Raw genomic sequence first — 18732 nt, 5'->3', positions numbered from 1 at the left:
GTGGCGGGGGCGGGACGTTGAGCCCGGCGCGGTGGCGGGGGCGGGACGTTGAGCCCGGCGCGGTGGCGGGGGCGGGACGTTGAGCCCGGCGCGGTGGCGGGGGCGGGACGTTGAGCCCGGCGCGGTGCCGCGGGCGGGACGTTGAGCCCGGCCCGGTGCCGACGGCAGGACGTTCAGCCCGCCCCCGCCTGATGAGGGCGTCGTGTCACCCGGGCCGGCGCCGGTTCCATGACTACCGCGCCCAGCCCCGCCGTCCCGCCTCGTGACCCTCTCGGGCCCGCCGCCCGTTCCACCGTCACGTCGGATTTCCGCCGGACCCACCGCCCCGGCCCCTGCTTCAGTAGCCCGCATGACCCAGCAGAGCGACCTCGCCTCGGCCTTCCGTGCCCTTCACCTCCCCGGCACCCCGCTGGTCCTGCCGAACGCCTGGGACGCAGTGAGCGCCCGGGTCGTCGAGGACGCGGGCGCCGGCGCCGTGGCCACCACCAGTGCCGGGCTCGTCTGGGCGCTCGGCGCGCCGGACGGCGAGCGGGCAGGCCGCGACGCGGTCGTCGCCGCCGTCGCGCGGATCGCGGACGCCGTGACCGTCCCCGTGGCCGCGGACATCGAGGGCGGCTACGCCGAGGACGCCGAGGGCGTCGCCGGGACCGTCCGGGCCTTCCTCGCCGCGGGAGCGGTGGGCGTGAACATCGAGGACACGCCGCACGACGCCGGGCCCGGTGGCCCGCTGCGGGACGTCGCCGAGCAGGCCGAGCGGATCGCCGCCGCCCGGGAGGCGGCCGACGCGGCGGGCGTGCCGCTGTTCGTCAACGCCCGGATCGACACCTACCTCGGCGGCGCCGGGGGAGTGGACCTCACCCTGGAGCGGGCGGCGGCCTTCCGCGCCGCGGGCGCCGACGGGATCTTCGTCCCCGGGGCCGTCGACCCGGGGACCGTGAAGGAACTCGTGGAAGGCGTCGACGGACCGCTGAACGTCATGGCCGGACCCGGCGCACCCTCGGTCGCCGAACTGGCCGCCCTGGGCGTCGCCCGGATCAGCGTCGGCTCGGGCATCGCCCAGGCCGCCCACGCCCTGGTCCGCCGGGCCGCGCGGGAGCTGCTGGACCGGGGGACCTACGGGGCACTGACCGACGCGCTCGGCTACGGCGAGGTCAACGCCCTCCTCGACCGCGCCCGTTAGCTCAGCACGCGTCGCGCATCAGCTCGGCGAGACCGTGGTCCAGATCCAGCTGGAGATGCTCCAGACCGACCGGCACGAGTTCGCTCGTCGCCTCCAGGAACCTGCGGATCTCGCTCGACCGGACGTGCACGACGGCCGTGCCCTCGGGGGCGTGGAACTCCAGGACGGTGCGGTCGTAGCCGTAGGGCCGCACGCGCACGTCGCCGTGGCCCTCGGCGTTCTTCTGGCCCGCGGCGAGCAGTTCGCGGGAGAAGGTCCAGCAGACCTCGACGCCCTCCAGCGTGGCCGGGGCGGGGAAGGTCATGCGGACGGCGAAGGGATCACGCCGGTCGTAGTGCAGCGTCGCGGGAATGCTCGGCATACGCGGCGCGGCGGCGACGAGGCGGGCCTCCACGGGCTGCTCGATGACGATGGACAACGCCTTGCTCCCTTGTGACGGCTGGACGGACACTTCCGGGCGGGTGAGGCCGGGCACTGGAAGAGACGACGGAATCAGCCATTCCGTGCACACGAATTGCGAGTGACCTCTGTCACCGCGTTCATGCACCCGAGTGACGTGACTCTCCTCCCGTGCCCAGAAGGGCACTTGTGGTGCCTCCCGGCCCTCACCCGGACCGCCGGGAGGCCATCTGGACGGCATCCGGGCGGTGGGCTAGCTTCCCCGGCCATGAGGCGCATGGGGAGCACGCGACGGACGGGACGAACTCGGGGCAGGGCGACCGCGATGGCGGCCTGCGTGGCGGCGCTGGCGGCCCTGACCGCCGTACCGGCGCAGGCGCACCAGCCGCAGCACCGGGCGCCGCACTGGGAGCTCAAGGACACCGGCGCTCCACAGGCCCGTTTTCGGGGCCTCGCGGCGGTCGGCCGGAACACCGCCTGGGTCGCCGGGACCGGCGGCACCGTGCTGCGCACCACCGACGGCGGGGCGAACTGGCGGAACGTCTCTCCGCCCGGCGCGGGGGAGTTGCAGTTCCGGGACGTCGAGGCGTTCGACGGGCGCCGGGCCGTGGTCCTGGCCATCGGCGAGGGAGAGGCCTCCCGCGTCTACCGCACCGACGACGGCGGAGCCACCTGGACGGAGTCCTTCCGCAACACCGACCCGAAGGCCTTCTACGACTGCATGGCCTTCTTCGACCACCGCCACGGCCTCGCGATGAGCGACCCGGTGGACGGCAGGTTCCGCATCCTGTCGACCGGCGACGGCGGCCGGACCTGGAAGGTGCTGCCGGACCGGGGCATGCCGGCCGCACAGGAGGGAGAGGCCGGATTCGCGGCGAGCGGCCAGTGCCTGGTGACGTCCGGGTCGAAGGACGTCTGGCTCGCCACCGGCGGGGCGGCACGCGCACGGGTGCTGCACTCCGCCGACCGGGGCCTCACCTGGACGGCGGCCGACACACCCCTGCCGGCCGGCGACCCGGCCCGCGGCGTGTTCGCGCTCGCCTTCCGCGACCGGGCCCGAGGCCTCGCCGTGGGGGGCGACTACCGCCCCGACCAGCCCTCACCGAGAGCCGCGGCGCGCACCTCCGACGGCGGCCGCACCTGGCGCCCGGCCGCCACCGCCCCGCCCGCCTACCGCTCAGGCGTCGCCTGGCTCCCGCACAGCCGCACCGCCGCCCTGGCCGTCGGCCCGACCGGCACCGACCTCACCACGGACGCCGGCCGCACCTGGCGGACCGTCGACACCGGCTCCTACGACACGGTCGACTGCACCCCGGATCACGGGTGCTGGGCCGCCGGAGAGAAGGGCCGGGTTGCCCGCCTGGAGCACTGAGCATGCGGCATGCCGTGATCGTTGGCAGGGTGGGTACTCGTTCACTGATCGTGAAAGGAAGTGAGCGAGAATGCCACGCGGTTCGAGCTCCAAGCGGGAGCGTCAGTACGAGCACATCAAGGAGAGCGCGAAGGACCGGGGCGAAAGCACCGGCCGCGCCAAGGAGATCGCCGCCCGGACGGTGAACAAGGAACGCGCCCGCTCCGGTGAGTCCAAGACCGCCAGCCGCACCTCCACCAAGGACATGTCCTCCGGCAAGCGGGGCGGTCAGCGGTCGGGGCAGGGCTCGCAGGGCCCGACCTACGACCAGCTCTACCAGGAGGCCAGGCGCAAGGGCGTCGAGGGCCGCTCCAGCATGAACAAGAGCCAGTTGCAGAGCGCCCTGGGCAAGTGAGGCGGACGCCTCACAGGCTCTCCCGGTAGGCCTCCAGCGCGGGCGCGGTCTTCGTCGCCGTGAACTCGGTGACGCGGTACGCGCACACGCCCGCGAGGACGAACGGGTCCTGTGCGGTGATCGCCTCGATCCGCGCGCGGTCCCCCGCGACGGCGATGATCACCCCGCCGTCGCGGGGGTTCTTGCGTCCGGACGCGAGGAAGAGTCCCTGCCGGTACTGCTCGTCGAGCCAGGCCACGTGCTCCTCCAGCACGGCGTCGACGGCTTCCAGCGGGGCGGTGTAGGTCAGTTCCAGCACGAACATGATCGGCAGCGTACCCCCGGGCCCCCGTCAGGCCGCCGGGCGGCCGTAGGCTCTGGGCACCATGACGACCGTACACATCCCCGAGGACTGGCCCACCACCGAGGAACAGGCCCGCGCCGTCCAGGACGCACTGCGCGCACGCGTGATCCTCGACGAACCCGGGCCGCCGCCCGGCACGGGACATGTGACGGGGGTCGACGTCGCGTACGACGACGAACGGGACGTCGTCGCGGCCGCGGCGGTGGTGCTGGACGCGTCGAGCCTCGACGTGGTCGCGGAGGCCACCGCGGTGGGCCGGATCTCCTTTCCCTACGTGCCGGGGCTGCTCGCCTTCCGTGAGATCCCCACGGTCCTCGCCGCCCTGGAGGCCCTGCCCCGCCCGCCCGGCCTGGTCGTCTGCGACGGCTACGGCCTCGCCCACCCCCGCCGCTTCGGCCTGGCCAGCCACCTCGGCGTCCTGACCGGCCTGCCCACCATCGGCGTCGCGAAGAACCCGTTCACCTTCTCCTACGACGACCCGGACACCCCGCGCGGCAGCAGCGCGCCGCTGCTCGCCGGGGCCGAGGAGGTCGGCCGCGCCCTGCGCACCAGAGACGGCGTCAAGCCGGTCTTCGTCTCCGTGGGCCACCGGGTGACACTTGACCAGGCCTGCGCGCACACCCTCGCGCTGACCCCCGCCTACCGTCTTCCGGAGACCACCCGCAGGGCGGACGCGCTGTGCCGCGAGGCGCTGCGGGACACCTACTCGGCCTGACCCTCCACCCGCCAGCGGCCCACCTCGCGGTACTCCGAGTCGTAGATCGCCGCTTCGTCCCCGGGGGCGAGTTCGTAGTGGCGCAGATTGCCGGCCCAGTACCTGAGGATCCGGCCCAGCTCGCCCGCCGGGTCCTTCGTCAACGCCGCGTCATCCAGGGAAACTTCCAGAAGGAATCTCATGCCTTCAAGGGTTTCATTGAACTCCTTGTTGGGACTTTCCGAGCCTTCACCGTGGAGGGAACGCCGAAAGTCTCAAGCGGGGGGAACAGGCGCGGGCCGGCGGGGCGAGCGAATCTGAGTACCGGCCCTGAGTACCCGTACGGATGCCCGGCGGTGGCCGGGCCGACAGGCTGGGGCGCATGACAACGCACCGCGCCCCCAAGCCTGTCGCCGGCCCGACCCAGAGCGTCGAGCGGGCCGTCACCCTAGGGCTGATCCTCGCCGTGCTGGCGGGACTCGGCTGGATAGCCGGGATGATCTACACCATCGCCGAGTGGCCGCTGTAGGCCCCCGACGGGCTATCAGCGGGCCGACGCAACGCGGAAGCGGATGCCCGCCGCGCGCAGCCGGCCGATCAGGGCGTCGCCCATCGCCACGGCCGTGGTGACCTGACCCGCCGTCTTCGGAAGGTCGTCGAGGGCCAGGCACAGTGCCGACTCGGCCAGCATCTTGGCCGTCTCGTCGTAGCCCGGGTCCCCGCCGGAGACCTCCGTGCACACCCGTCTGCCGCCGCCCTCGCCCACGAAGCGCACGGAGAACCAGCTCTTCGCCCGCTTCTCGGGGCTGGGCCCGTCACCGGGCTTGAGCCGGTCCGACAACCAGCGGCGCGCCGGCGGCACCTGGGCCGCCGCGACCAGCGCGCCGACGGCCGCGACCCCGCCCACCGCGACGGGCAGGTGCCGGACGGCCGCGTACTGCCGGTAGCGGAAGTCGGGCCCGTACCGGTCGAGCGCCGATGCCGAGCGCCGCACGATCTGCGGGTCGATGGTCGGCATGGGCAGCGCCCAGGCGCCGACCTCCTTGGCGAACCGCGGACCGCCCAGCGGCGCCGACACCCGCCGGCCGACCAGCCGCGGTTCGTGCCGCCGCCGGTCCCGCGCGGCAGCCGCCATCTCCCGCTGCCGCGCGAACTGGCCCAGCGCGGAGGCGAAGGTGCCGCCGGAGAAGGCCGCGTCCGCGGTGACGAAGCCCTCTACGGTCAGCGGCACGTCCTCGGGCAACTGCTGGACGGTGAAGTACACGCCCAGGTCGTGCGGGATCGAGTCGAACCCGGCGGCGTGCACCAGCCGGGCCCCGGTCTCCCGCGCCCGCGCGTCGTGCCGGACGTACATCAGGTCCACGAACTCGGGCTCGCCGCACAGGTCCAGGTAGTCGGTCCCGGCGTCCGCGCAGGCGGCGACGAGTTCCTCGCCGTACGTCACGTACGGGCCGACCGTCGTGGCCACCACGCGCGTCTGCTCCGCCAGGGCGCGCAGCGAGGCCGCGTCGGAGACGTCCGCCCGCAGCACACCGATCTCCGCGTCGGCGGGCAGCCGCTCGCGCAGGCGCTCCAGCTTCTCGGCGCTGCGGCCGGCGATCGCCCAGCGCAGCCCCTCGGGCGCGTGCGCGGCGAGGTACTCGGCGGTGAGCACACCGGCGAAACTCGTGGCTCCGAAGAGCACGATGTCGTACGGACGGTCCGTCCTGCTTTGCCTGCTCATGACACCCCTTGGTCGCGCAGCCCGTGCCGCTGTCGGTGGCCGAGGCTAGCGTGAGGGGTGCGGAGCCCGACGACGAGCCCGGAGGAACGCGATGGCCGTGCCCAGATATGCCCTGAAGAAGCGGGAGAAGGTGCGCGCGTTCGCGCTGGGACTGCCGGGCGCCGTCGAGGAGTTCCCGTGGGGCGAGTCCGTCGCGAAGGTCAACAAGAAGGTGTTCGTCTTCCTCGGCGTCGGCGTCGGCGACGGCAGTTACCCCCTGGGAGTGACGGTGAAGCTCACCGACGAGACGGCCCACGCGCACGCGCTGGCCTGCCCCGGAGCCGAGCCCGCCGGCTACGGACTGGGCAAGGCGGGCTGGGTGAGCATTCCGCTGGAGGAGCAGGGCGCCCCGGCGGCGGAGCTGCTGTGCGACTGGGTGGAGGAGAGCTACCGGGTGATCGCGCCGAAGCGGCTCACGGCGGAACTGGACGCGAGTTGACCCGTACGGCAGATTGCCAAGCGCTTGCTCGTTCAGGCTTGTGCGGAGTGGAACACGTTCTTAGCATCACTGGTGTTACATCAGTTGTGTCACAGCACTGGGGGCTGGATGACCACGGCAAGGACGCCAGGGCACGGCCCGCTCGCCGGTGTGCGGGTCGTCGAGCTGGCCGGCATCGGGCCCGGCCCGTTCGCCGCCATGCTCCTGGCCGACCTCGGCGCCGACGTCGTACGGGTGGACCGTCCGGGCGGCCCCGGGCTCGCGATCGACCCCGCCTGCGACGTCACCAACCGCAACAAGCGCTCGGTGGTCGTCGACCTGAAGGACCCGGACGGCCCGGAGCGGGTGCTCGGCCTCGTGGCCCGCGCCGACGTCCTGGTCGAGGGCTACCGCCCCGGCGTCGCGGAGCGCCTGGGCGTCGGCCCCGAGGCCTGCCACGCCCGCAATCCGCGGCTCGTCTACGGCCGGATGACCGGCTGGGGTCAGGACGGCCCGCTCGCCCGGCGCGCCGGGCACGACATCGCGTACATCGCCCCCACCGGCATCCTCGGCATGATCGGCGACCCGGACCGGCCGCCCGCCGTGCCGGCCAATCTGCTCGGCGACTACGCGGGCGGCTCCCTCTACCTGGTCGTCGGCGTCCTCGCCGCCCTCCACCACGCGCGCGCGACCGGCACCGGCCAGGTCGTCGACGCGGCCATCGTCGACGGCACCGCCCATCTCGCCACGATGATCCACGGCATGCTCGCCGCGGGCGGCTGGCAGGACCGCCGCGGCGCGAACCTCCTGGACGGCGGCTGCCCCTACTACGGCACGTACGAGACGGCCGACGGCCGCCACATGGCCGTCGGCGCCCTGGAGCCACAGTTCTACGCGGAGTTCCTCGCCCTCCTCGGCCTCGGCGACCGGGCCGGGGCCCGCAAGGACGTCACCCGCTGGGACGCCCTGCGCGAAGAGGTCGCCGCCCGCTTCAAGAGCCGTACCCGGGACGAGTGGACGGCCGTCTTCGACGGCACCGACGCGTGCGTGGCCCCCGTGCTGTCACTGCGCGAGGCCCCGCACCACCCGCACCTGGCCGCCCGCGGCACCTTCACCGACCACGGCGGCATCACCCAGCCAGCCCCCGCCCCCCGCTTCTCCGCGACCCCGACCACCGTCCGCAGCGGCCCGGCCCGGCCGGGTGCCGACACGGCGGAGGTCGCCCGGGACTGGGACGTCCCCGGGCTGCTCCCGTCGTCCCGAAACCCTCAGTGAAAGGCCTCCTCGTGAGCACCGAAGCGTACGTGTACGACGCGATCCGCACCCCGCGCGGGCGCGGCAAGGCCAGTGGCGCCCTGCACGGCACCAAGCCCATCGACCTGGTGGTCGGACTCATCCACGAGATCCGCGCCCGCTTCCCGGACCTCGACCCGGCCGCCGTCGACGACATCGTCCTCGGCGTCGTCGGCCCGGTCGGCGACCAGGGCTCCGACATCGCGCGCATCGCGGCCATCGCCGCCGGGCTGCCCGACACCGTCGCGGGCGTGCAGGAGAACCGCTTCTGTGCCTCGGGTCTGGAGGCCGTCAACCTGGCCGCCGCGAAGGTCCGTTCGGGCTGGGAGGACCTCGTCCTGGCCGGTGGCGTCGAGTCGATGTCCCGCGTGCCGATGGCCTCCGACGGCGGCGCCTGGTTCAACGACCCGATGACCAACCTCCAGGTCAACTTCGTTCCGCAGGGCATCGGCGCCGACCTCATCGCCACCATCGAGGGCTTCTCCCGGCGCGACGTCGACGAGTACGCGGCGCTCTCCCAGGAGCGGGCCGCCACCGCCATGAAGGACGGCCGCTTCGAGAGGTCCGTCGTCCCCGTGAAGGACCGCAGCGGGCTCGTCGTCCTCGACCACGACGAGTTCCCCCGCCCCGGCACCACCGCCGACTCTCTTGCCAAACTCAAGCCGTCCTTCGCGGACATCGGCGAACTCGGCGGCTTCGACGCCGTGGCGCTCCAGCAGTACCACTGGGTCGAGAAGATCGACCACGTCCACCACGCGGGCAACTCCTCCGGCATCGTGGACGGCGCCTCGCTCGTCGCGATCGGCTCCAGGGACGTCGGCGAGCGCTACGGCCTCACCCCCCGCGCGCGCATCGTCTCCGCCGCCGTCTCCGGCTCCGAGCCGACCATCATGCTCACCGGCCCCGCCCCGGCCACCCGCAAGGCCCTCGCCAAGGCCGGGCTGACCATCGACGACATCGACCTCGTCGAGATCAACGAGGCGTTCGCGGCGGTCGTGCTGCGCTTCGTCAAGGACATGGGCCTGTCCCTGGACAAGGTCAACGTCAACGGCGGCGCGATCGCGCTCGGCCACCCCCTCGGCGCCACCGGCGCGATGATCCTCGGCACCCTCGTCGACGAACTGGAGCGCCAGGACAAGCGCTACGGCCTCGCCACGCTGTGCGTCGGCGGCGGCATGGGCGTCGCCACCATCGTCGAGCGCATCTGACCCCCTCCCGACGGATCACACGGAGCACCTCCACATGAGCACTGAGCCCACCACCATCCGCTGGGAACAGGACCGCACCGGCCTCGTCACCCTGGTCATCGACGACCCGAACCAGTCCGCGAACACCATGAACCAGGCGTTCCGCGACTCCCTCGCCGCCGTCGCCGACCGGCTGGAGGCCGAGAAGGACTCCATCCGGGGCGTCATCATCACCTCCGCCAAGAAGACCTTCTTCGCCGGCGGCGACCTGCGCGACCTCATCCGCGTCACGACCGAGACGGCCCAGGAGCTGTTCGACGGCGGCATGGCCATCAAGCGGAACCTGCGCCGCATCGAGACCCTCGGCAAGCCCGTCGTCGCCGCCCTCAACGGCGCTGCCCTGGGCGGCGGTTACGAGATCGCCCTGGCCTGCCACCACCGCGTCGCCCTGGACGCGCCCGGCTCGAAGATCGGCTGCCCCGAGGTCACCCTCGGCCTGCTGCCCGGAGGCGGCGGCGTCGTCCGCACCGTCCGCCTGCTGGGCATCGCCGACGCCCTGCTCAAGGTCCTCCTCCAGGGCACCCAGTACAGCCCGCGCCGCGCCCTGGACAACGGCCTCGTCGACGAGGTCGCCGACAGCCACGAGGACATGCTCGCCAAGGCACGCGCCTTCATCGACGCCAACCCCGAGTCGCGGCAGCCCTGGGACAGGCCCGGCTACCGCATCCCGGGCGGCACACCGGCCAACCCCAAGTTCGCCGCGAACCTCCCGGCCTTCCCCGCCAGCCTGCGCAAGCAGACAGGCGGCGCCCCCTACCCGGCGCCGCGCAACATCCTGGCCGCCGCCGTCGAGGGCTCCCAGGTCGACTTCGAGACCGCCCAGGTCATCGAGGCCCGCTACTTCGTCGAACTGGCCGCCGGCCAGACCTCGAAGAACATGATCCAGGCATTCTTCTTCGACCTCCAGGCCGTCAACTCCGGCGCCAACCGCCCGAAGGGCATCGAGCCCCGCCAGGTCCGCAAGGTCGCCGTGCTCGGCGCCGGGATGATGGGTGCCGGCATCGCCTACTCCTGCGCCCGCGCCGGCATCGAGGTCGTCCTCAAGGACGTGTCCCTGGAGGCGGCCCTCAAGGGCAGGGGCTACTCCGAGAAGCTGTGCGCCAAGGCCGTCGCCAAGGGGCGTACGACCCAGGAGAAGGCCGACGCGCTGCTCGCCCGCATCACCCCCACCGCCGAGGTCCAGGACCTGGCCGGCTGCGACGCCGTCATCGAGGCCGTCTTCGAGGACACCTCCCTCAAGCACAAGGTGTTCCAGGAGATCCAGCACGTCGTCGAGCCCGACGCGCTGCTGTGCTCCAACACCTCCACCCTGCCCATCACCGCGCTCGCCGAAGGCGTGGAGCGCCAGGGCGACTTCATCGGCCTGCACTTCTTCTCGCCGGTCGACAAGATGCCGCTCGTCGAGATCATCAAGGGCGAGCGCACCGGCGAGGACGCCCTCGCCCGCGCCTTCGACCTGGTCCGGCAGATCAACAAGACGCCGATCGTCGTCAACGACTCGCGCGGCTTCTTCACCTCGCGCGTCATCGGCCACTTCATCAACGAGGGCGTCGCAATGGTGGGCGAGGGCATCGAGCCCGCGTCGGTCGAACAGGCCGCGGCCCAGGCGGGCTACCCGGCCAAGGTGCTGTCCCTGATGGACGAACTGACGCTGACCCTGCCCCGCAAGATCCGGGCCGAGTCCAAGCGCGCGGTCGAGGAGGCCGGCGGCACCTGGACGGCCCACCCTGCCGAGGCCGTCATCGACCGCATGGTCGACGAGTTCGGCCGCACCGGCCGCAGCGGCGGCGCCGGCTTCTACGACTACGGCGACGACGGAAAGCGCACCGGCCTCTGGCCGGGACTGCGCGAGCACTACACGAAGCCGGGGTACCGCATCCCGTTCCGGGACATGCAGGAGCGGATGCTGTTCTCCGAGGCGCTGGACACCGTCCGGCTGCTTCAGGAGGGCGTGCTGACCTCCGTCGCCGACGCCAACATCGGCTCGATCTTCGGCATCGGCTTCCCCGGCTGGACCGGCGGTGTGCTCCAGTACATCAACGGCTACGAGGGCGGCCTGCCCGGCTTCGTGGCCCGCGCCCGGGAACTCGCCGAGCGGTACGGGGAGCGCTTCGCCCCGCCCGCGCTGCTGGTGGAGAAGGCGGACAAGGGGGAGCGGTTCGGCGACTCACCCCGCGTCTGACCCGCCGGAGCCCGAAGGCCCGGTGAGCCACTCGCCCAGCTCTTCCTTCAGCGACCGCTGAAAGGCGGTGAGGAGCGCCTGCACCACCAGCGGGTGCATGTGCGCCGACAGGGACCGCACGTCCCGCGCGTCACGCTCCGCCACCTCACCGCGGAAGAGCTGGGACAGCTCCCGGGCCGCGGCGCGCGTGTGCTCGATGAGGACCTTGCGCGCCGCGAAGATCGCCTCCTGCGACAGCGGCACGTCCAGCAGCCCGGCGCCGAGCCGCAGCAGACCCAGGTCGGCCTCGTACCCGCCGTCCGCGGGCCGGACCACGCCCATGGCGACGAGCCGCTCGACGTCCTCCTCGCCCAGCGGCCGTCCGGCCCGCCGCTCCAGCTCCGCGCGCGTGACCGTCTCGACGGACTCCGGCGCCCAGGACGCCACCACGGCCCGGTGGATGGCGAGGTCGTGCGCGCTCAGGTCCGGCGGCAGCTGCCGCAGGTAGCGCTCGATGCCGGCCAGCGTCATGCCCTGCTGCCGCAACTCCTCGATCAGGGCCAGCCGGGCCAGATGCCCGCGGCCGTAGTGCCCCACCCGTCGCGGACCGAGCGCCGGCGGGGGCAGCAGCCCCTTCGTGCCGTAGAAGCGGACCGTGCGCACCGTGACACCGGCTCGGGCGGCCAGCTCGTCGATCGTGAGGGTCGGCTCCTCGGTGTCGGTCGTCATGTGCAGCAGTATCGCTGTCTCACCAGTGCTGTGACACCGCACCCGCACCACCTCCGTGTGGCTGTGCGGTGAACGGGTCGTGGCCGCTGTGCACGGCGGCGGTGGACCTTGTGAGAAGTGACGCTCTGTGACGTGGGCCACCGTATGGGCCGGGATCCGTGTGGGAAGGTGCTGCCTTGGTCTGTGCCGCGTCACAAGGGTGGTGCGGGCCAGCGCACTGTACGGACCCCGGACCCACGATGTCCGGGGCGATCCAGAGAGTGGAACCACCCGTGAGCAAGGACGCCGTGAACACGGCTGCGGCCACGCCGCGTACCGATGCGGCCGCAGCGCCCGCGGACGCGGGCGACGCCGGCTACAGCAAGGACCTCAAGGCCCGCCACGTCAACATGATCGCCATCGGAGGCGCGATCGGCACCGGACTCTTCCTGGGTGCGGGCGGGCGCCTGCACAACGCGGGCCCGGCGCTGGCCATCGCCTACCTGGTCTGCGGCATCTTCGCCTTCTTCGTGGTCCGGGCCCTCGGTGAGCTCGTGCTCTACCGCCCCTCGTCGGGTTCCTTCGTGTCGTACGCGCGCGAGTTCCTCGGTGAGAAGGGCGCGTACGTCGCCGGCTGGATGTACTTCCTGAACTGGTCGACCACCGGCATCGCCGACATCACCGCGATCGCGCTCTACACGCACTACTGGAGCATGTTCACCGACATCCCGCAGTGGGTGCTCGCGCTGGTCGCCCTCGCGGTGGTGCTGGCCGTGAACCTGATCTCGGTGAAGTACTTCGGCGAGATGGAGTTCTGGTTCGCGATCATCAAGGTCGCGACGCTGGTCGGCTTCATGCTCATCGGCATCTTCCTGCTCGCCACCCAGCACGAGGTGGGCGGCCAGACGCCCGGCATGAGCGTCATCACCGACAACGGCGGCGTCTTCCCGCACGGCATGATGCCCGTGGTCCTGGTGATGCAGGGCGTGATCTTCGCCTACGCCGCGCTGGAGCTGGTCGGCGTCGCCGCCGGCGAGACCGCCGAGCCGGAGAAGGTCGTCCCGCGCGCGGTGAACTCCATCATGTGGCGCGTCGGCCTCTTCTACGTCGGCTCGGTCGTCCTGCTGGCCCTGCTGCTGCCGGGGTCGGTCTACTCGGCCGACCAGAGCCCGTTCGTCACGGTGCTGTCGAAGATCGGCGTCCCGGCCGCGGGCGACGTGATGAACCTGGTCGTCCTGACGGCCGCCATGTCCTCCCTGAACTCCGGCCTGTACTCCACGGGCCGCATCCTGCGCTCCATGGCGATGGCGGGCTCCGCCCCGAAGTTCACCGCCCGCATGAACCGCAGCCAGGTGCCCTACGGCGGCATCCTGCTGACGTGCGGGGTGTGCGTGCTCGGCGTCGGCCTGAACTTCCTCGTGCCGGCGCAGGCCTTCGAGATCGTGCTGAACGTGGCCTCCCTGGGCATCATCAGCACCTGGGTGATCATCATGATCTGCCACCTGGTGTTCGTCCGCCGGGCCAAGGCGGGCCTCCTGACCCGCCCGTCCTTCCGTCTCCCCTTCAGCCCGGTCACGGAGATCACCACGGTCGTCTTCCTGCTGGCCTGCCTCGGCATGATGTGGAACGACCCCGAGGTCGGCCGCAAGACCCTGCTGCTGATCCCGCTGATCGCCCTCATGCTGGTGGCCGGCTGGTTCGGCGTGCGCCGCAGGGTCTCGCAGACCGCGGACCAGGAGCTGTCGCGGCTGACGAAGTAAGGCCGGCCGGGGCCGTTGTCAGGGGCCGCGTCCACGGTGGCGTCATGTCGGGGATCACGCATCCCCGGGGTGACGCCACCGTTCCGCCGGTGCAGGGCGTCAAGGTCATCGGGGATACGGGTGACGGTGTACGACCACGCGCGGTGACCCCGGCCCGGCCATCGGCTCAGCCCTCGCTGTCGAAGGCCCGCACCAGACAGCCGGCGAGGTCCCGCGCGAGGGAGCCGTCCGGGTCCAGCCGGGGGTTGAAGATCGCGACGGTGAGACCGGCGGCACCGTCGCCGGCCAGCGCCGTGCGCAGCACACTCTCCAGCTCCTGCCAGGTCAGACCGTCCGGCTGCCGGTAGTCGACGGCGGGCATGAGCGCGTCGTCCAGCACGTCGACGTCGAGATGCACCCAGTACCCGACGCCCGCCCGGTCCCCGTCCAGCAGCCGCACGGCGCGCCGGGCCGCCTCGGCCGCCCCCAGGGCGCGCACCATGTCCAGCTCCATCGCGTGCAGCGCGGACGGCAGCGGCTGCATCCCGTACGCCGCGGACTCCTCGGCGTCCCGGAATCCCAGGGCGACGACGTCCTCGTCCCTCACGAGGGGACCCCGGCCCTCCAGATCGGCCAGCACGCGTGGGCCGCGCCCGGTGGCCAGGGCGAGTTCCATCGAGGCCACCTCGCCGGCCGGTTCCGCCGCCGGCTGGTAGAAGTCGCTGTGCCCGTCGAGGAAGAGCAGACCGTGCCGGTCGCGACGGCGCAGGGCCAGCAGGGGGCCGAGCAGCACGCTGCAATCGCCGCCGAGCACGACGGGAAACCGGCCCCGGCCGAGGACCTCGCCCACGGCGTCGGCCAGCGCCACGGAGTACGCGGCGATGCCGCCCGCGTTCAGCAGGCCAGTCGCCGGGTCCCGTTCCGGGTCGTACGGCGGCGGCTCCACCCGCCCCGCGTGCCACGCCCCGAGCCCTTCGGCCAGCCCGGCCCCGAGGAGCGCCGCCGGCAGTTCCTCGACCCCCGTAGGGCGCAGTCCGAGGACGGACGGTGCCTCGACGATCGCCAGCTTCCGCACGTCCGGCTCCCAGGTCAGCCCGACAACGCCGCCGGACCGACGCGTCCGGCACACGGACCCACGGTAGTGCGAGGACCAGCGGGTGGCGCGCTCGCGCGGGCGATCGGGCGGGCGATCGGGCGTAGGGACGGGGCGGGGCGGGGGCAGAGACCCTGCCGGCCGCTGCCCCCCCGGCGATCGAAGATCCCCGGTCGGCCCGCCCGGCCCGGTCGGTCAGTGGCTGTGCTCGTGGTCGCCGTGCCCGTGCACCCCGTTGGTCGCCGCGATCCTCTTCCACGACCTGGGCTGCGCCACGCCCTTGCCCGCCTCGGCGACCGCCGCGGCCCGGGCCGCGGGCGCCGCCGGCTTCGACGGCTGGAACAGCCATGTGTCGAAGAGCGCGGCCAGGGGCTTGCCCGAGACCTCCTCCGCGTACCGCTGGAAGTCCGCCACCGACGCGTTGCCGTGGGCGTACTTCGCGGGCCAGCCCTTCAGGATCGCGAAGAACGCCTCGTCGCCGATCGCGTTGCGCAACGCCTGGACGGCCAGCGCGCCCCGGTCGTAGACCGCGATGTCGAACTGGTGGTCGGGGCCGGGATCCCCGGGCTTGACCGTCCAGAACGGATCGTCGGCGGGATGCGAGGCGTACACGTAGTCGGCGAGTTCCTGAGCCGTGCCCTCGCCCTCGTGCTCCGACCACAGCCACTGCGCGTACCGTGCGAAGCCCTCGTTGATCCAGATGTCCTTCCAGCCCTTGAGCGACACCGCGTCGCCGTACCACTGGTGGGCCAGCTCATGGACGACGACCGACACGTTCGACCCGTTCGCGAACTGCCGCGGGCTGTAGAACGGCCGGGTCTGGGTCTCCAGCGCGTATCCGGTGTTCGTGTTCGGCACGTATCCGCCGAGCGCGTCGTACGGGTACGGACCGAAGTACCCGGCCAGCCAGTCCGCGATCTCCCCGGTCCGTTCGACGCTCGCCCGCGCCGCCCCGGCATCGGCGCCCAGATCCTCGCTGTAGGCGTTGAGGACCGGGACGCCGCTCTCGGTCGTGCCCGTCGTGATGTCGAACTTCCCGACCGCGAGCGTGGCGAGGTACGTGGCCTGGGGCTTGTCGGACCTCCAGTTCCAGCGCGTCCAGCCGAGCTTCGAACTCGTCGACCGCAGCGTGCCGTTGGAGATGGCCTGGGTGCCGTCCGGGACCAGCACGGACACGTCGTAGGTCGCCTTGTCCAGCGGATGGTCGTTGCTCGGGAACCACCACGCCGCCGCCTCGGGCTCGTTCGCCGCGACGCCTCCGTCGGGGGTGCGGTGCCAGCTGGTGAAGCCGAACGCCTGCTTCGACGACGGCACCCCGCGGTAGCGCACGACCACCGTGACGGGCGCGCCCTTGGCCAACGGCGTCTTCGGCGTGATCTCCAGCTCCTGCTCGCCCGAGGTCCGGAACGACGCCTTGGCCCCGTTGACGCGCACCTCGTCGACGTCCAGCAGGAAGTCCAGGCTGAAGCTCGTCAGGTCCTGCTTGGCGCGGGCCAGCAGGGTCGCGGTGCCCTCCAGTTCGTCGCTGGACGGCTGGTACTTCAGCCGCAGGTCGTAGTGGGAGACGTCGTATCCGCCGTTGCCGTAGGCCGGGTAATAGGGATCGCCGATGCCCGGCGCGCCGGGGGAGCGGGGAGCGGCCGATGCCGGGATCGCCAGCAGGAGAGAGGCCGCTGCCAGGGCTCCCGGCGCGATGATTCTGCGGTGCACGCAAGGCTCCAAGTCGTAGGGTCCCGAGGTCTTGTGGAATCTGTGCGGAGCCTATTCACTCCCTGTGCCCCTGATCATGTCCATGGCCCCCGCTGTCACACGATCGCCATTCGGCCGACATGGAACACCCGTAGCGACGGCTCCCCGGGACACGCCGGTCCGTCAGATGCCCCCTTCTGGACGGGAGTTCACCGATGTACCGTCCGGCCCATGCCGAAACGCACGCGCTTCACGACCTGGAGACCGCTCGCGACGGCGGCCACGGCCGCCCTCATGGCCACCCTGCTCACCCCGGCCACCGCGCAGGCCGCACCGCGCGGGAGCGAACCCGTCCACTCCTACGAGAACGCCATCCGCGAGGCCGTCTGGGTGGACACGGGACTGGACGGTGACCGCGACGGCAGGACCGACCGGGTCGCCGTCGACATCGTCCGCCCCCGCGAAACCGCCCGGCAGGGCCGCAAGGTGCCCGTCATCATGGACGCCAGCCCGTACTACTCCTGCTGCGGGCGCGGCAACGAGAGCCAGAAGAAGACCTACGACGCGCAGGGCCGTGTGGCCCGGATGCCGCTCTTCTACGACAACTACTTCGTCCCGCGCGGCTATGCCTTCGTCGGCGTGGACCTGGCCGGAACCAATCGGTCCGACGGCTGTGTCGACGTCGGCGGGCGTTCCGACATCCAGTCCGCGAAGGCCGTCGTCGACTGGCTGAACGGCCGCGCCAAGGCCTACACGACCCGTACCGGCACGACCCGTGCCGAGGCAGGCTGGACCAACGGCCGCACCGGCATGATCGGCAAGAGCTGGGACGGCACCATCGCCAACGGCGTCGCCGCGACCGGCGTCAAGGGCCTGAAGACCATCGTCCCGATCAGCGCCATCTCCTCCTGGTACGACTACTACTTCCAGCAGGGAGCGCCCCTCTACGACTCCGGCCCCGAGTGGCTGTCGGACTACGTCGACAGCCCCGACGCCCGCGCCAAGTGCGGTGCCGTCCAGCAGAAGCTCGTCGACGGCGCCCCGCGCACCGGCGACTGGACCCCGCTGTGGAGCGAGCGCGACTACGTGAAGGCCGCGCGCAAGGTGAAGGCCAGCGTGTTCCTCGTCCACGGCATGCAGGACCTCAACGTCCGCATGAAGCACGTCGGCCCGTGGTGGGACGCCCTCGCGAAGAACGGCGTCGAGCGCAAGATCTGGCTGTCGCAGACCGGCCACGTCGATCCCTTCGACTTCCGGCGCGGCGCCTGGGTCGAGACGCTGCACCGCTGGTTCGACCACGAACTCATGGGCATCGACAACGGCATCGACCGTGAGCCCATGGCCGACATCGAGCGCGCGCCCGACCGGTGGGAGACCTCCCGGACCTGGCCGCCGAGCGGCACCCGGGCTGCCACCCTGCGCCCCGGCCGTGGCACCCAGGCCGGAGTCGGCACCCTCGGGCTGCACCGCGGCCACGGCACCGAGACCTTCACCGACGACCCGAAGCTGAGCGAGACCGACTGGGCCGCGCGGATCGACGCGCCGACACCGGAGAAGGCCGGGTTCGTCACCGGGCCGCTCACGCGCGACCTGCGCCTGTCCGGCTCCTCCGAGGTCACGGTCACCGCGACCCCCAGCACCCCCACGGCCCACCTCTCAGCCGTCCTCGTGGACGTCGGCCCCGCCACCGTCCGCGACTACGGCGACACCGGCGAAGGCATCACCACCCTCACGAACCGCACCTGCTGGGGCGCGAGCACCCCGGCGGACAGCTCCTGCTTCAAGGAGACGAAGGCCAAGACCGCCGATGTCGAGCACACGGTCGTCAGCCGCGGCTGGGCCGACCTCGGCAACCACGCCTCCGGTCACCGGGGCGGCCCGCTCACCCCGGGCAAGCGGTACACCATCACCGTCGACCTCGCGGCCACCGACCACGTGGTCCCCGCGGGGCACCGCCTGGCGCTGATCGTCGCCGGCACCGACCAGGGCCTGATCGAGCCTCCCGCCGACAAGCCCACGCTCACGCTCGACCTGGCCCGCACCTCGGCGCGCGTCCCGTTCGTCGGCGGGGCCACCGCCTTCGCGCGCGCCACCCCGCATGCCGCGTCCCCCGGCCCCGACGCCACCTACCTGGACGGCGTACGGGAGCCGCGCACCACGCACCGCGTCCCGGGAGAGACCCGGTGACCCGCGCCGGCGCCCCGATCCCGACCGCCGCGGCCCTCACGGCCTTGCTGATC

The 18732-nt window shown here is 72.4% G+C and carries 18 protein-coding genes; 11 read left to right on the top strand and 7 right to left on the bottom strand.

Going from position 1 to position 18732, the window contains the following annotated elements; genetic code table 11:
* Positions 1–349: 349 nt before the first annotated feature.
* On the top strand, positions 350–1180 hold the full coding sequence (locus AB0I06_RS02315) for an isocitrate lyase/phosphoenolpyruvate mutase family protein (RefSeq protein WP_363116826.1): 831 nt from the start codon (positions 350–352) through the stop codon (positions 1178–1180).
* A gap of 1 nt (position 1181) precedes the next feature.
* Here AB0I06_RS02315 and AB0I06_RS02310 read toward each other — a convergent pair whose 3' ends face one another.
* Positions 1182–1598, bottom strand: a complete 417-nt coding sequence (locus tag AB0I06_RS02310) for an SsgA family sporulation/cell division regulator (protein WP_031135075.1) — start codon at positions 1596–1598, stop codon at positions 1182–1184.
* A 306-nt stretch (positions 1599–1904) separates the two neighbouring features.
* Here AB0I06_RS02310 and AB0I06_RS02305 point away from each other — a divergent pair, with 306 nt between their 5' ends.
* Together AB0I06_RS02305 and AB0I06_RS02300 are read left to right on the top strand one after the other, a co-directional pair.
* The gene (locus AB0I06_RS02305) at positions 1905–2951 is read left to right on the top strand and encodes an oxidoreductase (RefSeq protein WP_363116825.1); all 1047 of its coding nucleotides are present in this window, start codon (positions 1905–1907) and stop codon (positions 2949–2951) included.
* Between the two features lie 70 nt (positions 2952–3021).
* A complete protein-coding gene (locus tag AB0I06_RS02300) occupies positions 3022–3345 on the top strand; it encodes a plasmid stabilization protein (protein WP_363116824.1) in 324 nt (107 codons plus the stop codon).
* Positions 3346–3355: 10 nt separating this feature from the next.
* Here AB0I06_RS02300 and AB0I06_RS02295 read toward each other — a convergent pair whose 3' ends face one another.
* Positions 3356–3649 (bottom strand): YciI family protein, encoded by a 294-nt coding sequence (locus tag AB0I06_RS02295; protein WP_363116823.1) that lies wholly within the window; start codon positions 3647–3649, stop codon positions 3356–3358.
* A gap of 61 nt (positions 3650–3710) precedes the next feature.
* Here AB0I06_RS02295 and AB0I06_RS02290 point away from each other — a divergent pair, with 61 nt between their 5' ends.
* The gene (locus tag AB0I06_RS02290) at positions 3711–4403 is read left to right on the top strand and encodes an endonuclease V (protein ID WP_363116822.1); all 693 of its coding nucleotides are present in this window, start codon (positions 3711–3713) and stop codon (positions 4401–4403) included.
* Here the strand turns inward: AB0I06_RS02290 and AB0I06_RS02285 are convergent.
* Positions 4391–4585, bottom strand: coding sequence for a hypothetical protein (locus AB0I06_RS02285; protein ID WP_363116821.1), 195 nt, complete (start codon positions 4583–4585; stop codon positions 4391–4393). The two genes, AB0I06_RS02290 and AB0I06_RS02285, sit on opposite strands and share 13 nt — an antisense overlap.
* 179 nt (positions 4586–4764) lie before the next feature.
* Between AB0I06_RS02285 and AB0I06_RS02280 the strand changes: the two genes are divergently transcribed.
* Positions 4765–4911, top strand: coding sequence for a hypothetical protein (locus tag AB0I06_RS02280; protein WP_363116820.1), 147 nt, complete (start codon positions 4765–4767; stop codon positions 4909–4911).
* Between the two features lie 15 nt (positions 4912–4926).
* On the opposite strand, the gene AB0I06_RS02275 is transcribed toward AB0I06_RS02280, so the two are convergent.
* Complete coding sequence (locus tag AB0I06_RS02275; RefSeq protein ID WP_363116819.1) at positions 4927–6105, bottom strand: saccharopine dehydrogenase NADP-binding domain-containing protein; 1179 nt, start codon at positions 6103–6105, stop codon at positions 4927–4929.
* Between the two features lie 91 nt (positions 6106–6196).
* Between AB0I06_RS02275 and AB0I06_RS02270 the strand changes: the two genes are divergently transcribed.
* From AB0I06_RS02270 to AB0I06_RS02255, 4 genes are all read left to right on the top strand, one after another.
* On the top strand, positions 6197–6583 hold the full coding sequence (locus AB0I06_RS02270) for an MmcQ/YjbR family DNA-binding protein (RefSeq protein WP_363116818.1): 387 nt from the start codon (positions 6197–6199) through the stop codon (positions 6581–6583).
* Positions 6584–6691: 108 nt separating this feature from the next.
* Positions 6692–7837, top strand: coding sequence for a CaiB/BaiF CoA-transferase family protein (locus AB0I06_RS02265; protein ID WP_363116817.1), 1146 nt, complete (start codon positions 6692–6694; stop codon positions 7835–7837).
* 11 nt (positions 7838–7848) lie between these two features.
* Positions 7849–9063, top strand: coding sequence for an acetyl-CoA C-acetyltransferase (locus AB0I06_RS02260; protein ID WP_363116816.1), 1215 nt, complete (start codon positions 7849–7851; stop codon positions 9061–9063).
* A 34-nt stretch (positions 9064–9097) separates the two neighbouring features.
* Positions 9098–11284, top strand: coding sequence for a 3-hydroxyacyl-CoA dehydrogenase NAD-binding domain-containing protein (locus AB0I06_RS02255; protein WP_363116815.1), 2187 nt, complete (start codon positions 9098–9100; stop codon positions 11282–11284).
* Here AB0I06_RS02255 and AB0I06_RS02250 read toward each other — a convergent pair.
* Complete coding sequence (locus AB0I06_RS02250; RefSeq protein WP_363116814.1) at positions 11270–11992, bottom strand: MerR family transcriptional regulator; 723 nt, start codon at positions 11990–11992, stop codon at positions 11270–11272. The two genes, AB0I06_RS02255 and AB0I06_RS02250, sit on opposite strands and share 15 nt — an antisense overlap.
* A gap of 272 nt (positions 11993–12264) precedes the next feature.
* Between AB0I06_RS02250 and AB0I06_RS02245 the strand changes: the two genes are divergently transcribed.
* Positions 12265–13731 (top strand): amino acid permease, encoded by a 1467-nt coding sequence (locus tag AB0I06_RS02245; protein WP_363116813.1) that lies wholly within the window; start codon positions 12265–12267, stop codon positions 13729–13731.
* Positions 13732–13897: 166 nt separating this feature from the next.
* Here AB0I06_RS02245 and AB0I06_RS02240 read toward each other — a convergent pair whose 3' ends face one another.
* Positions 13898–14839 (bottom strand): arginase family protein, encoded by a 942-nt coding sequence (locus AB0I06_RS02240; protein WP_363116812.1) that lies wholly within the window; start codon positions 14837–14839, stop codon positions 13898–13900.
* Between the two features lie 159 nt (positions 14840–14998).
* On the bottom strand, positions 14999–16513 hold the full coding sequence (locus AB0I06_RS02235) for a M1 family metallopeptidase (RefSeq protein ID WP_363116811.1): 1515 nt from the start codon (positions 16511–16513) through the stop codon (positions 14999–15001).
* A 210-nt stretch (positions 16514–16723) separates the two neighbouring features.
* On the opposite strand from AB0I06_RS02235, the gene AB0I06_RS02230 reads away from it, so the two are divergent.
* Entirely contained in the window at positions 16724–18679 is a 1956-nt protein-coding gene (locus AB0I06_RS02230; protein WP_363116810.1) for a Xaa-Pro dipeptidyl-peptidase, read from the top strand.
* Positions 18680–18732 lie beyond the last annotated feature (53 nt).

Origin of the sequence: Streptomyces sp. NPDC050674 (genome assembly GCF_040654575.1) — a bacterium.
Lineage (GTDB): Bacteria > Actinomycetota > Actinomycetes > Streptomycetales > Streptomycetaceae > Streptomyces.
This window is presented reverse-complemented; position numbering and strand designations above follow the sequence as displayed.

Coding starts and splice junctions, on each gene's coding strand:
- AB0I06_RS02315 (WP_363116826.1), top strand. CDS start 350: ATGACCCAGCAGAGCGACCTCGCCTCGGCCTTCCGTGCCCTTCACCTC.
- AB0I06_RS02305 (WP_363116825.1), top strand. CDS start 1,905: ATGGCGGCCTGCGTGGCGGCGCTGGCGGCCCTGACCGCCGTACCGGCG.
- AB0I06_RS02300 (WP_363116824.1), top strand. CDS start 3,022: ATGCCACGCGGTTCGAGCTCCAAGCGGGAGCGTCAGTACGAGCACATC.
- AB0I06_RS02295 (WP_363116823.1), bottom strand. CDS start 3,649: ATGTTCGTGCTGGAACTGACCTACACCGCCCCGCTGGAAGCCGTCGAC.
- AB0I06_RS02290 (WP_363116822.1), top strand. CDS start 3,711: ATGACGACCGTACACATCCCCGAGGACTGGCCCACCACCGAGGAACAG.
- AB0I06_RS02285 (WP_363116821.1), bottom strand. CDS start 4,585: ATGAGATTCCTTCTGGAAGTTTCCCTGGATGACGCGGCGTTGACGAAG.
- AB0I06_RS02280 (WP_363116820.1), top strand. CDS start 4,765: ATGACAACGCACCGCGCCCCCAAGCCTGTCGCCGGCCCGACCCAGAGC.
- AB0I06_RS02275 (WP_363116819.1), bottom strand. CDS start 6,105: ATGAGCAGGCAAAGCAGGACGGACCGTCCGTACGACATCGTGCTCTTC.
- AB0I06_RS02270 (WP_363116818.1), top strand. CDS start 6,197: ATGGCCGTGCCCAGATATGCCCTGAAGAAGCGGGAGAAGGTGCGCGCG.
- AB0I06_RS02265 (WP_363116817.1), top strand. CDS start 6,692: ATGACCACGGCAAGGACGCCAGGGCACGGCCCGCTCGCCGGTGTGCGG.
- AB0I06_RS02255 (WP_363116815.1), top strand. CDS start 9,098: ATGAGCACTGAGCCCACCACCATCCGCTGGGAACAGGACCGCACCGGC.
- AB0I06_RS02250 (WP_363116814.1), bottom strand. CDS start 11,992: ATGACGACCGACACCGAGGAGCCGACCCTCACGATCGACGAGCTGGCC.
- AB0I06_RS02230 (WP_363116810.1), top strand. CDS start 16,724: ATGCCGAAACGCACGCGCTTCACGACCTGGAGACCGCTCGCGACGGCG.